Origin of the sequence: Lebetimonas natsushimae, assembly GCF_002335445.1 — a bacterium.
Taxonomy (GTDB): domain Bacteria; phylum Campylobacterota; class Campylobacteria; order Campylobacterales; family Nautiliaceae; genus Lebetimonas; species Lebetimonas natsushimae.
Map to the genome: position 1 here is coordinate 190,395 of NZ_BDME01000002.1, position 14,937 is coordinate 205,331.

The 14,937-nt window shown below is 26.8% G+C and carries 14 protein-coding genes; 4 read left to right on the top strand and 10 right to left on the bottom strand.

Going from position 1 to position 14,937, the window contains the following annotated elements; translation table 11 throughout:
- The first annotated feature begins 78 nt into the window (after nucleotides 1-78).
- From LNAT_RS05425 to accA, 4 genes are all read left to right on the top strand, one after another.
- Nucleotides 79-333, top strand: a complete 255-nt coding sequence (locus LNAT_RS05425; protein ID WP_096259173.1) for an RNA recognition motif domain-containing protein — start codon at nucleotides 79-81, stop codon at nucleotides 331-333.
- Between the two features lie 175 nt (nucleotides 334-508).
- A complete protein-coding gene (gene acpP, locus LNAT_RS05430; protein WP_096259176.1) occupies nucleotides 509-742 on the top strand; it encodes an acyl carrier protein in 234 nt (77 codons plus the stop codon).
- 79 nt (nucleotides 743-821) lie between these two features.
- Complete coding sequence (locus LNAT_RS05435) at nucleotides 822-2,039, top strand: beta-ketoacyl-ACP synthase II (protein ID WP_096259179.1); 1,218 nt, start codon at nucleotides 822-824, stop codon at nucleotides 2,037-2,039.
- 1 nt (nucleotide 2,040) lies between these two features.
- Complete coding sequence (accA, locus tag LNAT_RS05440) at nucleotides 2,041-2,979, top strand: acetyl-CoA carboxylase carboxyl transferase subunit alpha (protein WP_096259182.1); 939 nt, start codon at nucleotides 2,041-2,043, stop codon at nucleotides 2,977-2,979.
- Here the strand turns inward: accA and LNAT_RS05445 are convergent, their stop codons facing one another.
- The 10 genes from LNAT_RS05445 to LNAT_RS05490 form a co-directional block, all read right to left on the bottom strand.
- A complete protein-coding gene (locus LNAT_RS05445) occupies nucleotides 2,980-3,192 on the bottom strand; it encodes a hypothetical protein (RefSeq protein ID WP_096259185.1) in 213 nt (70 codons plus the stop codon). It lies immediately after the preceding gene.
- A gap of 48 nt (nucleotides 3,193-3,240) precedes the next feature.
- Nucleotides 3,241-3,855, bottom strand: coding sequence for a NifB/NifX family molybdenum-iron cluster-binding protein (locus LNAT_RS05450; RefSeq protein WP_096259189.1), 615 nt, complete (start codon nucleotides 3,853-3,855; stop codon nucleotides 3,241-3,243).
- 10 nt (nucleotides 3,856-3,865) lie between these two features.
- On the bottom strand, nucleotides 3,866-4,141 hold the full coding sequence (locus tag LNAT_RS05455) for a DUF134 domain-containing protein (protein ID WP_096259192.1): 276 nt from the start codon (nucleotides 4,139-4,141) through the stop codon (nucleotides 3,866-3,868).
- Between the two features lie 66 nt (nucleotides 4,142-4,207).
- Nucleotides 4,208-5,209, bottom strand: a complete 1,002-nt coding sequence (locus LNAT_RS05460; protein ID WP_096259195.1) for a D-aminoacyl-tRNA deacylase — start codon at nucleotides 5,207-5,209, stop codon at nucleotides 4,208-4,210.
- Nucleotides 5,151-6,944, bottom strand: a complete 1,794-nt coding sequence (locus LNAT_RS05465; RefSeq protein WP_172413507.1) for a polysaccharide deacetylase family protein — start codon at nucleotides 6,942-6,944, stop codon at nucleotides 5,151-5,153. The genes LNAT_RS05460 and LNAT_RS05465 overlap by 59 nt, the downstream gene beginning before the upstream one ends.
- Nucleotides 6,937-7,119, bottom strand: a complete 183-nt coding sequence (locus tag LNAT_RS05470; RefSeq protein ID WP_096259201.1) for a hypothetical protein — start codon at nucleotides 7,117-7,119, stop codon at nucleotides 6,937-6,939. The genes LNAT_RS05465 and LNAT_RS05470 overlap by 8 nt, the downstream gene beginning before the upstream one ends.
- On the bottom strand, nucleotides 7,116-8,423 hold the full coding sequence (locus LNAT_RS05475; protein ID WP_172413508.1) for a glycosyltransferase family 2 protein: 1,308 nt from the start codon (nucleotides 8,421-8,423) through the stop codon (nucleotides 7,116-7,118). Before LNAT_RS05475 ends, LNAT_RS05470 begins: the two co-directional genes overlap by 4 nt.
- Nucleotides 8,420-11,800 carry a tetratricopeptide repeat protein gene (locus LNAT_RS05480; RefSeq protein ID WP_172413509.1) on the bottom strand — a complete coding sequence of 1,127 codons (3,381 nt, stop codon included), beginning with the start codon at nucleotides 11,798-11,800 and terminating at the stop codon, nucleotides 8,420-8,422. Before LNAT_RS05480 ends, LNAT_RS05475 begins: the two co-directional genes overlap by 4 nt.
- Nucleotides 11,797-13,128 (bottom strand): hypothetical protein, encoded by a 1,332-nt coding sequence (locus tag LNAT_RS05485; protein WP_096259210.1) that lies wholly within the window; start codon nucleotides 13,126-13,128, stop codon nucleotides 11,797-11,799. The genes LNAT_RS05480 and LNAT_RS05485 overlap by 4 nt, the downstream gene beginning before the upstream one ends.
- The gene (locus LNAT_RS05490) at nucleotides 13,129-14,931 is read right to left on the bottom strand and encodes a sensor histidine kinase (RefSeq protein ID WP_096259213.1); all 1,803 of its coding nucleotides are present in this window, start codon (nucleotides 14,929-14,931) and stop codon (nucleotides 13,129-13,131) included. It abuts the gene before it with no gap.
- Nucleotides 14,932-14,937 lie beyond the last annotated feature (6 nt).

A 14,937-nucleotide genomic window follows, 5' to 3' on the forward strand; every position in this document is an offset into this window, starting at 1 on the left:
AAAATTTTATCATTTTATTTGCAATTTTGTTAAAAAGGTGTTATACTGTCAGTGCAAATTTAATTTTAGGAAGATCACATGAAAACACTTTACGTAGGAAACATTAACTATCAAGCAACTGAAGAAGATTTAAAACCATTATTCGCAGAATATGGGGAAGTAATTTCAGTAAAAATTATAAATGATAGAGAAACAGGTAGAAGCAAAGGATTTGGATTCGTTGAAATGGAAAGCGGTGCTGATACAGCTATAGAAGAGCTAGACGGTAAAGATTTCCAAGGAAGAAGACTTAGAGTAAACGAAGCTAGACCAAGAGCTCCAAGAGGAGAATAATTTTTCTCCTTTTTAATAATTTATAAATTAAGTGTCTGGCACATATTTGTACATTTTTTATTATTGTTTTTAAAAAATATTAAATTATATTATTCAATAATTAAGTAATTTAAATGGAATTTGTAAAATAGAGTTATTTTTTGGTAAAATGCTAAAAAATTAAAAGGAGATTATAATGGCATTATTTGATGAAGTAAAAGAAGTTATCGTTGAGCAGTTAAATGTAAGCCCTGATGAAGTAAAACCTGAATCAAGATTTGTAGAAGACTTAGGTGCTGACAGTTTGGATGTGGTAGAAATGATTATGGCGCTTGAGGAAAAATTTGAAATTGAAATTCCAGACAGTGAAGCTGAAAAAATCAAAACAGTTCAAGACGTTGTTGATTATATAGAAAAAGCAAAAGCTTAATTTTTTACTCTCTTTTTTGAGAGTAGTAAGTAATGAATAAAAAGATTTATTTATTACCTACTACTTTAAAAGGATGTTTATGAGAATAGTTGTAACTGGTATAGGAATGATAAATTCTGTAGGATTAAATAGAGTTGAAAGTTTTAATAATATTATAGCTGGAAAAACCGGTGTTGATAGAATAACCCATTTTGATCCTGAAGGTTTTGCTTCTCAGGTTGCAGGAGAAGTAAAAGGATTTGATCCAACAACAATAATGAATCCGAAAGATGTAAAAAAAGCTGATAGATTTATTCAATTTGGACTTGCAGCTGCAAAAGAGGCAATGGCTGATAGCGGACTTAGCGAATATGACAGTGACAGATTTGGTATTTCTGCTGCAAGTGGAATCGGCGGTCTTCCTGTAATTGAAAAGGCAAGTGTAATTGTTGAAACAAGAGGTCCAAGAAGAATTTCACCGTTTTTTATTCCAAGTGCATTAGTAAATATGCTTGGAGGTTTTGTATCAATTGAATATAAGTTAAAAGGACCGAATCTTGCAAGTGTAACTGCTTGTGCTGCCGGAACCCACGCAATAACTGAAGCATATAAAACAATAAAAGCCGGAATGGCAGATAAAATGATGGTAGTAGCAGGTGAAGCTTGTATATGTCCTGTAGGAGTTGGAGGATTTTCAGCTATGAAAGCTCTTTCTACCAGAAATGATGAACCTCAGAAGGCTTCTAGACCGTTTGATGCAAAAAGAGATGGTTTTGTAATGGGAGAAGGCGGTGCGTGTCTTATATTGGAAAAATATGAAGATGCACTTGAAAGAGGCGCAAAAATTTATGCTGAAATCATAGGAGTAGGTGAAAGCGGTGATGCCAACCATATTACTACCCCAGCACCAGGAGGTGAGGGAGCATACAGGGCTATGAAAATGGCATATGAAATGGCTGGGTGTCCTAAAATTGATTATATCAACGCACATGGAACTTCTACAAAATATAATGATTTATATGAAACTATGGCTATTAAAAAACTTTTTGGCTCAAAAGAAAAATGTCCTCCTGTAAGTTCAACAAAAGGTGCGACAGGGCATTGTCTGGGAGCTGCTGGTACAATAGAAGCGGTAATTACATTAATGGCTATGCAAAAAAATATATTACCTCCTACTATTAATTATGAAGAACCGGATCCAGAATGTGATTTGGATTATGTGCCAAATGAGGCAAGGGAAGCCGAAATTAATGTAGCTATGAGCAATTCTTTTGGTTTTGGTGGAACCAACGGCGTTGTAATTTTTAAAAAGGTATAATTTGGCGGTACTTGATTTTGAGAAAAAAATTGAAGAAATTAAATCACAAGTAGATATCGCTAAAATCAAAGGCGATATTCATGCTGCTGAAACTCTTGAGAAAGAACTTAAAAAAGAAATAGAAAAAACCTTTAAAAATTTATCTCCTTATCAAAAACTTCAACTAGCTCGTCATCCTGACAGGCCTCATTCCATAGATATTATTAATTTAATAATGGATGAAAAATATGAATTGCATGGAGATAGGGAATTCAGAGATGATCCTGCAATTGTGTGTTTTATCGGTAAAATAGGTGATGTTGAATGTGTTGTGATAGGAGAGGAAAAAGGTAGAAACACAAAAGAAAAAATAACAAGAAATTTTGGAATGCCTCATCCTGAAGGTTATAGAAAAGCTTTGCGTATAGCAAAGCTTGCTGAAAAATTTAATTTACCAATTCTTTTTTTAGTAGATACTCCGGGTGCATTTCCTGGAATAGGTGCGGAAGAGAGAGGTCAGAGTGAAGCGATTGCAAAAAATCTGTTTGAACTCTCACGTATAAAAACACCAACTGTTTCTGTTGTTATAGGAGAAGGCGGAAGCGGTGGTGCACTTGCTATAGGGGTTGCAGATAAATTTGCTATGCTTAAATATTCTGTGTTTAGTGTAATTTCTCCTGAAGGTTGTGCGGCAATCTTATGGGGTGATGGAAGTAAGGCTGAAGATGCTACAAAAGCCCTTAAAATTTCTGCAGAAGAACTCAAAGAACTGGGATTAATAGATGATATTATCGATGAACCGATTGAAGGTGCCCACAGGGATTATGAAACAACTGCAAAAAATATAAAAGATTATTTTCTTAAAAATATAAAAGAATTAAAAGAACTGTCCGTTAATGATTTACTTCAAAGAAGATTTGAAAAATATTTAAATTATGGAAGTTTTGAAGAAGGAAATTAATTATCTTCCACATCTTCTAAAACCAAATCCTCCTCTAAAAAATCTTCTAAATGCACGTCCCCACCCGAGACATCTGTTAAATAAGCGTCTTCCTAAATCTCTACCGTATCCGTAGCCTTTTTCAAAATTTCTATCATAGTCAATATTCCTTCCATAACTGAAACCTCTGTCATGTCCAAAACCTCTTCTATATCCTCTACAAAATCCTCTCATTTTTTTCCTTTAATTTAATTTTAAAAAATTTTTGAAAAAGGAGAAGAATTAATCTTCCCATCTTCTCCATCCGAATCCTCTACCAAATCCTCTTCCGTAACCTCTACCAAATCCACGGCCAAAACCAAAACCTCTGCCATAGCCGCGTCCTAAACCTCTACCGTATCCAAAACCTCTTCCATATCCATATTCTCTATCTAATTCATCTCTTTCAAAATCTCTGTCATAGTCAATGTCTCTTCTATAACCAAAACCTCTTCCGTAGCCATATCTTCTACCATATCCGAAACCTCTACCAAATCCTCTCATATCTTCCTCCTTAATTTGATTTAGTACATTTTCAATATTTTTTTCATCTGTTTGATAAGGAATAATTCCCTCTCTTTCAAGATTAAAAGCTATACCTTCCCCAAATTCCCTTGACACCAATACGTTTACCCCCGCTTCTGCCAAAAGTGGAGGTATTACCCTACCAGTCCCAAGCCCTCTCTCACCTTCTTTTGTGCCTTTTAAATCAATGTGTTCTTCTTGAATTTGTTTCATTATAGGATTTTCAATATAAAATTTTTCTCCTGTTTCGGTATCTATAATCAATAATCCTTTGCAAAGTCCTATATGACCTGCTATTGTTTCTTTATTGTTTGTTGGAAATGCAATTTTCATTTTCTCCTCCTTAAAAGTTTTCTATTTCTATTGCCCTGCCTTCAATCAAAGCAGTGGCAATTTTTTTTCTTGCATTATTTAATATTCTGCTAAATGTAGGTCTTGAAATTTCCATTTCTTTTGCAGCATCTTCTTGGTACATCCCTTTAAAATCAGCAAGTCTTATGGCTTCTATTTCATCTTTTGTAAGAGTTATATGTTCTAATTTATGACCAGGCATTCCACATGGTTTAAAACAGTTATGATGAAACCTACCCTGTATTCGTCTTCTGATTCTTTTTGGCATTGCTTATCCTTTGAACATATGTTCAAAGGAATTATAATAATTTTTTGAACATATGTCAAGATAAGGTTATTTGATTTTTTTAAATTCAAAAAAAGCAGGTTTTTCTTTTCCGTCTTTTGTTTTTAGGCCCCAATATTTTTCTGCTATATTAAAATAACCTTTATGTAAAGGATTGTCTATATAATTAAAATAATTTATTCCGATTAAATGAGCACTTTTTTTGAAAAGAGGTAAGAGTGAATTTAATTTTTTAATTACTTGTGTTTGGATTTTATCATTTTTATAACTTGATATTGCCAAATAAGCTAAAAATGTAGGTTTTTTATATTTTTGATAGAGATATATTGAAAAAGCCAGAGCCCTTTCAGGTGTGTTTAAAATTTCTTTTTTTTTGTTTTTTGTAACAGCTCTCATTTCCTGAAATGCAACAAAATCACTTACTCTTACGCTGTAATCAATATTTTTGGTATCATAATCCCAATTTTCATTATCCCATATTCTGTCATATATTCCAAAATCTCCGAAGCATATACCTATCTTGGTATTTTTTACTTTTTCTTTTATGTCTAATATAGATTTGGCTTGCAGGTAATCAAATTTTTTATATTCTGAAATGTTATTTTCATTGAATTCAGGATTAAAAATGATTATTTTTTCTCCATTTATTTTTTGGAGAAATTTTGAAAATTTTTTTATTGCATTTAAATAGTTGTTTTTATTTTTTTTGACAAATTCAGGTGATATATCATCTCCAAACCAGTAAAATATAAAAATTGGAGTGTAACCTTTTTTTATAAAATTGTTTATTGTTTTAGCCGGATACCAGTATTCTTTCCAATCTTTTGTAATCCATATTGAAATTGCATTTACATTAGGGAGTTCTTTTTTTAAAAAGTAACTTATGTTTTTTCTTTTTTTAAACAGACATTTTTTACTGTATGTGCTTATTGTCTTATTATGATATTCGCATACACTAAATCCTCCGACTCCTATATAAAAAGAATAGACATTAGTAATAAACAAAAATGGCAATGTTAGATAATGGATTAATTTCTGAAATTTCAACATCCATATATTCCTTGGTTTTTTTAATTATTTTTATTTTGGAATTTACAATTTCTGTAACTATTGATTTTATTTTTATATCAGGGGTGTAAATTCTTATTTTTAGATTTTTTATTGAAATTTTATTTTTATTGTTAATATTGATAACAGCTTTATTATTATAAAAAGCTGTGGATATATGAATGTTTTTTTTCCAGTAATATCTTTTAATTAAATCCATACCCTTTAAAGGCATAATGTCTTTTTTTGTTTTTAAATAATCAAAGTATGCTTTTTCAATAGCAATATTGGATTTATAACTTAAAAGGTGGGTATGAACACTTAGGGTATAAATAGTATTTATTTTGGTTAAAAAATCTGTTTCATATATTATTCTTTTTAAGATTTTGGTTTTATCCCAGTCAAGCTGTACCAAATAAAGATAATCGTCTGTACCGTGTCTTGGAATAGTTACAATTCCTTTATATTCTTCTTTTGGCAGTAAATAAGGTTTTTCTTTTTCCATAACATACTTATATCCCCCTTTTATTAATAAATTTATCATTGTTTTGTCGATTTCTTCTCTTGGTGGTCTGAATCCGTAAATTTTTTTGTTTATAATTTTTTCTAAAATCTGTTTGGAACCAATAGTTTCTTGTTTATATTTTTCTAATGTAGTTCCTACTATTTTAGTATGTGAATAACTGTGGGAGCCTATTTCAACATTGGAAAATTTACTTTCCTTTTTTGTGATTTCTGGATATTCTTCAGCAAGTTTTGCTACACAAAACATTGTAACGTTAATGTCATATTTGTTCGCAAGAGTTGCAAAGTTAAGTCCGTAAGGATATTCATATTCTGTGTCTTCTGAAATGAATACGGCCTTTTTATAGTCTATATACGGATAAATGGATACTGTAATAGGATTTTTGAAATAATTAATAATATTATTTAATATAAAGTTAAAATCGTTATTATTCAAATCTAACAATACATAAAGGGGAAAATTAAAATATAGCCAGTTTCCCTTCATATATTTCCCATGCCATACCGCTCCATCTTCATAAAAATCTAAAAGTTTGTTTGTGTCTAAATCCATTAAGGTGGAAGTGATTGCCCAGTTTGTATATACAAAATCTGGAATTTTTGATGACCTAAAAACAGGTATTATATCCCCTCCGTATAATGCCGAATCAATTCTATGAGCTTTTGTAGATGAAAGTATAAAAGGAGATAAAACTTTGGGTACCAAGAAAGGTGAATTTTTTTTTGAAATACCTTCCTTAATGTATTTTAATTTTGTAATTTCCTCTATTCTTTTGGCTTTTACTAATTTATTGTTATCCATATATCCAAAATGATAATTAAAAATAATATTTCCTCCGTTTGCTAAAAATTGTTTTATTATATTAAACTCTTTTTTACTGATTGAAATAATATCAGGTAATATTATTATAGAGTTTTCAGGAATATTTTTTATATCTTCAATATTGATTATTTTGCTTTTTATATTTGCCGTTAGGAATTTGTTTTGAAGTTTTATTATATTGTCTTTATAATTGTCTAAAATCCCAATATCCAAAAAATAATCATTGTTTGTATTTGAATTAATTATATATATATCAGTTTTTTCTTTGTTATTGAAAAATGAAAAGTTTAATTTGTTTTTAGGAAATACTTGATAAAAGAAATATCCCATGAAAATTACCATTAAAAGAAGAAAAAATATTATCATCACATCATATTTCAGTCTATTCAAAGAATACATATTCTCCTCCGATTTCATCTAAAATTTCTTCATATAATTTTTTTTTGTTTATATTTTTTTTACTTGCCTCTCTTTTTTTATATAAAAAATATGCAAGTACACCAAAAACCAAAGTTAGTATTGTTATTACTAAAATTAACATTGATAAAAAAGCCAAAAGATTCATATTCTCCCTTTCCTCTCCAATTTTCCCCAACTCATTTCAATTCCAAACCATTCTTCTATTGTAGCTAAAATTTTAGCAATATTTATTATTGTAATAAAAAATAATCTGTAAAATACCGCATAAAACATTAAACTTAAATCTTCTCCCGTTACAAGCAGACAATAAAACGCTCCCGCCATATCTACGATTGTAAACATTAACCACCAGTAAAAAATTAAAATACTGACTCCTGATGTTAGAGCTAAATAAATTATAAATATATTTGTCCATACATCGATAAATGGCCAGAAAATACCTTCAAAAAGCATATACCATAACGTTATTGAAGCTGCGGGATTAATTTTAAAATGCCATAATAAGTGTTTGTGTTTTTTTATGGATTGTAAAATCCCTCTTGTCCATCTATATCTCTGTTTTATTAAATCAAGTAAATTTTCAGGTGCTTCAGTATAAGCTACTGCATCGCTTTCAAAATCAATTTTATATCCTTTAGCGATAAGTTTTAATGTAACATCACAATCTTCTGCAAATGTATCGTCATCATAAAGTCCAACTTCATACAAAGCTTCTTTTCTAAACATTCCGATGGGGCCGGGGATTATATTTACAAGTTTAACTAATGCCTGACCGTTTCTTATCATATTAAGTCCCTCAATATATTCAAGGGCCTGTAATTTAGTTATTAGATTTACTTTATTTGCCACAAATACACTGCCCGCAACAGCAGCTATATCTGGATCTGTAAAATATTTTTGCATAAGTTCGACTGCATTTTTTTCAAGCTTTGAATCCGCATCAACTACCATTATTATTTCGCCAGTGGAATTTTTTATTCCCATATTAATAGCACTGGCTTTGCCTCCGTTAGGTTTTTTTATAGGTATTACCGGTTTATTGTATTTATTGTGTATAAATTTTGAAGCAATTTTATATGTATTATCTGTGCTACCATCATCTACAACAATTATTTCCATATATGGGTAGGTTTGTTTTAGGAGTGATTCGATAGATGAAGCAATTACCGCTTCTTCATTATATGCAGGTATAATTACAGAAACTTTATGATTGATAATATTTTCAAATTCTCCTTCATCAGCTGTTTTAAATATTGTTTTTAACATTGAAAAAAATAGCATTATCATATATCTGAGCAATACCAAAGAAGTAAAAAACAAAATTATTCCATAACCTATTTTTGCAAAAATATTGTTTATTAAATAAAAATCCCTGTAAAAAAAATACATTATTATTCCAAGCAGTACAATTAATAAAATAGTTATTAAAAAAACAGTAAAATCTTTCACCAGTCTTTCCCTATGGTAAATATACATTCATAAAAATTATAATTATTAGAAGAGAAATTTTTAGAAGAGTTACTGTATTTACAACCCAATCTACTGTAAAAAGAATCAAAATTTATTGTATCAATCCATCCGCCTATTTCATATAGTTTTATTCTGTCCCAAAAACTATAACCTATTCCGGCTTTTGCAACTAAATGTAAATATTTTGAGATATTATTATTGTATTTTATACCTATTATGTTGTTATCAATTTTATTAGGGGAATAATAACACTCAGACTGTTTTGAGTTAAACTGATACCATCCTGAAAAATATATGTTAATCGGTTTTAAATATAATATGTCAGTGTCTATTTGGGGAGTAAACACACTGTTTCCATCGTCAATTTTTTCATAAGCTATTGAATACCATAATTCTTTATGGTTAGAGTAATTGTAATTGGTAATTTCTGCTTTTAATCTTTTATGTTTTGAGGCACATATCGTTTTTCTTGAATATACGAGATTACGTTTATTTAAATTAAATAAAAAATAAGGAAATCTATAACTTAAATCCCATCCGATGGAGTTTGTTCCGCTGTTATCTTTAAAAACATCCATTGTCAATCTGTTTTTTGTAAATCCCATTCCTGTATCATTTCCACTTTTTTGAGCGTTTTTTTCATAAATTTTATACCACCTGTGAAATAAAAAAATGTCAAAATTTTTAAAACTTCTTTTATATTGTAAATAATGAGTCAGCATTTTTGTTTGTTGATTGTCTTTAAAATAATCTAAATTATAAATCAGATGATTTTTATAATAACTGTAATTTAACAAATCTGAAGAAAGAATTTTGTTTATTTTCGCTTTATTGATGCTTTTTAATTTTATATATTGATAATTTAAAGTTTGATTTTCTTCTACCAGCTTTTTTTTTGAAGTTAATTTAATCGGAGAACTCAAATTGGATTCGTTTAAATATTTTGATATATTTTCTTCGATTGTTTGAATATTTTGTGTATTGTTAAAGTTGTTAATATTTTCATTAATTACTTTTTGGGGATTAAAAGGTTTTTTTTTTAAATTTTTTAAATTTTCATATATATATTTTTCTAATGAGTCATTTTTATTATAAGGGATATATTTTCCGGCTTTCCATTGTTCTTTTATAATTTTGCAATTTGTTTTATTGTTACATTTGATCCATAAAGTTTTGTAACCTTTGTCTTTTTTGTTTTTTGATGCATATGTCTGAAAAAATTTTACAATATAAATATTTTTTTCTTTTTTAATTAAAACAGGATCATAAATACCAACGCTTATAAACCATGCATTTTTAAATATATTTTGTTTTCTTAATTTCCAATAAATATTGTTTTTTATTTTTTTGTCATAAAAAGAGGAGTATTTTTCAAAATTCATACTCTCCCAGGCTTTTTTCCATTGTTCTAAAAAGTTTTTTAAGAAGTTTGGCAAAGGTTTTGGTAAAGAAGATAAAATTTCTTTGTATATTTTTTTTGCTTTATCAATTTGTCCGGATTGTTGTAAGTTATAAGCATAGTGATATTTTGTTAAATTATCATTTTTATACCACATTAAAAGAAAAAATTCACCTGCTGCTTTTTTATACTCTTTATTATATTCCAATGTATAAGCATATTTTTCCCTGACATTATAATCATTTGGGTTTAATATCAAATAATTTTTGTAATAATCGCCCGCAGTTGCATAAAAACCGTTAAAATATGCCCTGTCTCCAAATACAAGAAGTTCTTTTGACTTGTTGTTAAAGTATTCATCAATTGTTGCAGCGGAAGATGAATTTACAAATCTAGGGTTTATTTTTAAAATTTTTGCTTTTAAAATAACAGCATCTTCATAATTAGGATATTTTTTTAATATATCATCAACAACTGAAAGAGCTTCCCTGTTGAATCCATACCAGTAATATCTTTTAGCCAAATCCAAATATGCTTCTTTTGTATTTTTCATATTTGCATAATATTCTAAATATCCGAAAGCTTTATAATAGTTTTTAAGTGCTAGGTAAATATCTCCCAATGTTTTATATGTTTCTATTTTTTCAGGATGAAGTTTCAAATATTTTTCATAAAATTGTGCAGCTTTTTTATAATTTTTGTCTTGATAATATAAATCGGCCAATTTTAAAATAACTTCTTCACTAGGATTTTTTAAATAAATTTTTTCATATTTTTTTATTAGGGGTTTGACATTTCCGCTTAAAATCATTAAAGCTTCTTTTACTTCTTCATCATCAGGGTTTTGTTTTAAAAGTTTTTCAAAAATTTTTTTAGCTTTTTCTTTTTTGTCTTGCCACATGGCTATAAATCCAAGCATTTTTAAAGCTTCATATTTTTCTTGAATATTACCATTGTCATATACATCGCTTAAATAAACTATTGCTTTATCATAATTTCCATCCCATGCAAATATTTTACCAATAAGCAGTTTTGCTTTAACTGAATTTAAATTTCTTAAATATTTTAGAGCCTGTTTTGTATCACCGTTCCAGGTAAGAACTTTTGCAAAAAAGATTTTTGCATTGTCATCTGTAGGATTGTTTTTTATGTATTCTTCCATTAATTTGTAGGCTTTTTCTTTGTCTTCATTGTATAATGCATAAAAAAGAGGTTGTAAATTTTTAAAGGTAGGTTCTTTTTTGTAATTTTCATATAATTTTTTAATGTATTCTTCTTTTAGTTTATTAAGTTTTTCTTCATATTCTTTAACTATTGGATTATTTCCGTTTCTTTTCAGATAAAAGAGTAATTTTTTTGCATTTTCTATATCTTTATTGATTAAATATATATCTAAAAGTTTTTTTGCATATTCTAATTTACCGGTAGAATAATATAAAATTTTAAAATATTTTTCGGCTTCTTTTAATTTCCCCATATAATAGTAGTCATATGCTTTTATTTCATAAACATCTACATTTTTTTTATCTTTTACAAAATTTAATAAGTATAATGAATCATTATATTTACCTTCCCACATATATACTCTAGCAATTTTTAACAAACTTTCATCTTTTAAAGTATCAATTTTTTTATAGCTTTTATAAGCTTCAAAAAAATTTAGAAGTTCTTTATATTTTTGTTTATCATAAAGGTCTTTAATTTTTTGATTTGCATTGGTGGTTTTAAATTTTATGATATAAAGAAATTGTTTTGCATATTTGTTGTTTTTGTCTTTTTTTAATACATCATTTATGTACTTTAAAGCTTTTGTTTCATTTTTGTCTATATAATATTTTATTAATACCAACCTGTTATTAATATCATCAGGATTGGAAGTAACTTCTTTTTCCAAAGATGAAATGTTTATATCAATGGCAAATAAAAAAGTTCCTATTAATAAAATAATTCTTTTCATTTGCATATATCCTTTTTTTCCGGCCATTCTATTGCTTCAATTATTTCATATTCGTTTTTGTTGAGATTGAATTTGTTTTTTAATCTGTTTTCAAAAAATATTTTTGTTACATCAATTAGAATTATACAGGTAAATTTTTCAGATTTAAAAATAAAATCATGCATTCTTAGTTTTTTTTCGATATTATTGATTTTTTTGTTTAATTTAATGATTGAAAAATATATCTTTTCGTTGTATAAATTTTTAATGATTTCATTTAAATTTTTTGATGACATTATCTGTTTTAACGCAGGCAGTTTTTGTATAATTTTTGTATAAAAATAATTGTTTGTTGCTTTTTCCAATATAAAAATATATTCTTCTAAATTAAAAATTTTAGGTATTATTTCATAACATCCTAAATAGTTGATTTCCATTTTGTCTTCTGTTCTTATAAAATCTTTGTTTATAAAGTAAATAATTTTAGAATTAAATTTGTTTTCTTTTACCAAATTACAAACTGTTCTATCAGGTCTTTCTTCTCCAGTCTGATATATGATAAGATCGGGATTTTGCATAATTTTACTTAATACTTCTCCAATAGTTTTGGCAAATAATAAATCAAAATATTTTTCAAAAAGATATTTGTGTAATTTTATAAAATATTCATCTTTGGAAATTATCAGCATTTTCGGTTTTGTTTTTATTGTTATATTTTCATTTCTTTGTGTATTGTCTTTTAATTTTTCTAAACTGAAATTTTTTAGTGAAAAAAAATATTCATAACTTTCCAGAGGATATATTGAATTTTTAATAATTATTTTTCTCAAATTGTTTTCGTTTTTTATTAAGAAAGTGATATCAGTATAATTTTCACTGAATTTACTAATAACCGAATCAATATCTGTAGTGATAAAAAGTTTAAAATTAAGAGTGTTTTTTAAATTAATTAAATTTTCTATAAAAGTTTTTGCATATTCAAATTCTATTTCGCTAAACATTAAATCAGGTCTGTGAAAAATTAAAGTATCGGGTTTTTTATCATTGATTAATTTGTTTAAATCCTCTGTCAGTAAATCAAAACCGTAAGATGTTTTTATATTTTCCCAATTGCTTTTTAAAGAATATAATTGAATGTTTTGGAATATTTTTTGAAAATTATTATTTTGTGTGTTTTTTAAATTATCTAATCGTTTTTGAATTATGGATTTATTTATAGTGGATATTAATAACGGATTGTTTATATTTAATTTATTTAGCATAAAAAGTGAAAAAGTAAGTTTTCCTGATTTGCTATTACCTTCTATAAGTGAAAAATCCGATTTTTTAATCGCTTCTATCAACTGCATTTATTTTCCTTGTATTAATAATTCCGGTTTTAATTTGAGAAGTAATTTTTCTGCTATTTTATCATTTTTATTTTCCAATATTTTGTAGAGATAGTTTTTAGCCTTTTGAATATCGTTTAATTTTATATATGTTTTAGCAAGTAAGAGGTTAATTTTATAATTATCTGTATTTTTAGGCAAAATATTTATTATTTTTTTATAATTTTTTGATTTGAAATAAAATTCTGCTAATAAATATAAAGTTTCATTGTTTTTTGCAATTTCACACGCTTTTTTTGCATATAAAATTCCATTGTTGTTATTTTCTTTCAATAAAATCGTTCCGTATAAATAATATGGTTTATAAGAGATATTGTTTATAGTTTTAATGGATTTTTGCAAATATCTTTTAGCAGTGAGAATATCATTTTGTTTATATGCTTCTAAAGCCTTGTAATAATTTATTAAAGAAATAAAGGTAAATTTTTTAAAAGGAGAATATAAATTGTCTTTAATGGCTTGAATTTTACCATACCATCTGCCATCAGGTAAATTATCTAATGTAATTATTTTTTTATCGGTATCAATTTCTTTAATAGTTGAAATATTATTATTTTTTAGCAAGTAAATTCTAAAGTTTTTATATATAGACTGCCAGGCTATTTTGACAATTTTGCCAGATTTTATAAAAATTTTTTCAACTTTTTTTGGAAGAGGTACTATTTTTAATTTATTTGAAACAACTAAACCTTTGTTTTTAGGAATTATAAAATTTTTCGCCTTTATTTTTCCGTTAAATACACTTACGCTAGTTTCTTTTTTTACATTTGTTTCAAATTCTGTTCCTAAATTTTTTAAACTTATATAAGGAGAGATAACTTTTATTTTATTTCCGTTTGTTTTGATATATGTATCAGCTCTTGATATGATAATTTTTGTTTTAAATTTATTAGAAAAAAGATTTTTATATGCTTTAATTTTATATTTATCATTTATATAACTTTTTATAAAAACTCCGTTTTCAAGCATTGCAATTTTTATATTGCCATTAGTTTTATATTTAATATTTTGAGGGAAAAAGCAAAAAAAATAATTTATGATAAGAGAAGATATGAGTATAAATGAACTCATGGCTAATGTCAATTGTTGTATTTTTATTTTTTTAGCAATTTTGGGCAGTAGAATATAAAAAGAAGTGCCTTTGTTTTTTTCACTTTCAAAATATATTTTTCCACCTAATGTTTTAATTACGGCTTTTACAAAATTAAGTCCAATTCCGCTTCCTGTTTTATCTGTTGTAAAATATCTTTTAAATATTTCTTTTTGTTCTTCTTTTGATATACCTATGCCGGTATCTTTTATGGTAATTAAAAAATTTTTTTCATTCTCGTCTATGAGAATAATAATTTTTCCGTTTTGTTTATTATATTTTATTGCATTATGAAGAATATTGTATATTGCTTTTTTTAACCATTTTTCATCTGCTTTTATACAAGCGTCTTTTTTTGTAAAATAAATGGTTATATTCTTTTTTTCAGTTTCTGTTTGCAGCTCGTTTATAACTTTTTCTATTAAATCACCTAAGTTTATATTTTTATAATTTAAAAATCTTTCTTTTTTGTATTGATCTAATTCAAGATAATCTAATACCAAATCAATTGATTCTTCTGTTGTAATGGAAATTTTTTGAAGGATGTCTTTTTCTTTTTCGGGAGAGAGTTTTTTGTTTAAAAGTAAAAAAAGATTAAATTTTATACTGAATAATTTGTTTTTTAAATCATGAAAAAATACTTTAGCTAATGAATCTTTTTTTACCTTAAACAAAATTAT

Bases quoted from the DNA above. Each gene is read 5' to 3' on its own strand.
- LNAT_RS05425 (WP_096259173.1), top strand. From the start codon at position 79: ATGAAAACACTTTACGTAGGAAACATTAACTATCAAGCAACTGAAGAA.
- acpP (WP_096259176.1), top strand. From the start codon at position 509: ATGGCATTATTTGATGAAGTAAAAGAAGTTATCGTTGAGCAGTTAAAT.
- LNAT_RS05435 (WP_096259179.1), top strand. From the start codon at position 822: ATGAGAATAGTTGTAACTGGTATAGGAATGATAAATTCTGTAGGATTA.
- LNAT_RS05445 (WP_096259185.1), bottom strand. From the start codon at position 3,192: ATGAGAGGATTTTGTAGAGGATATAGAAGAGGTTTTGGACATGACAGA.
- LNAT_RS05450 (WP_096259189.1), bottom strand. From the start codon at position 3,855: ATGAAAATTGCATTTCCAACAAACAATAAAGAAACAATAGCAGGTCAT.
- LNAT_RS05455 (WP_096259192.1), bottom strand. From the start codon at position 4,141: ATGCCAAAAAGAATCAGAAGACGAATACAGGGTAGGTTTCATCATAAC.
- LNAT_RS05460 (WP_096259195.1), bottom strand. From the start codon at position 5,209: ATGTTGAAATTTCAGAAATTAATCCATTATCTAACATTGCCATTTTTG.
- LNAT_RS05470 (WP_096259201.1), bottom strand. From the start codon at position 7,119: ATGAATCTTTTGGCTTTTTTATCAATGTTAATTTTAGTAATAACAATA.
- LNAT_RS05480 (WP_172413509.1), bottom strand. From the start codon at position 11,800: ATGAAAAGAATTATTTTATTAATAGGAACTTTTTTATTTGCCATTGAT.
- LNAT_RS05485 (WP_096259210.1), bottom strand. From the start codon at position 13,128: ATGCAGTTGATAGAAGCGATTAAAAAATCGGATTTTTCACTTATAGAA.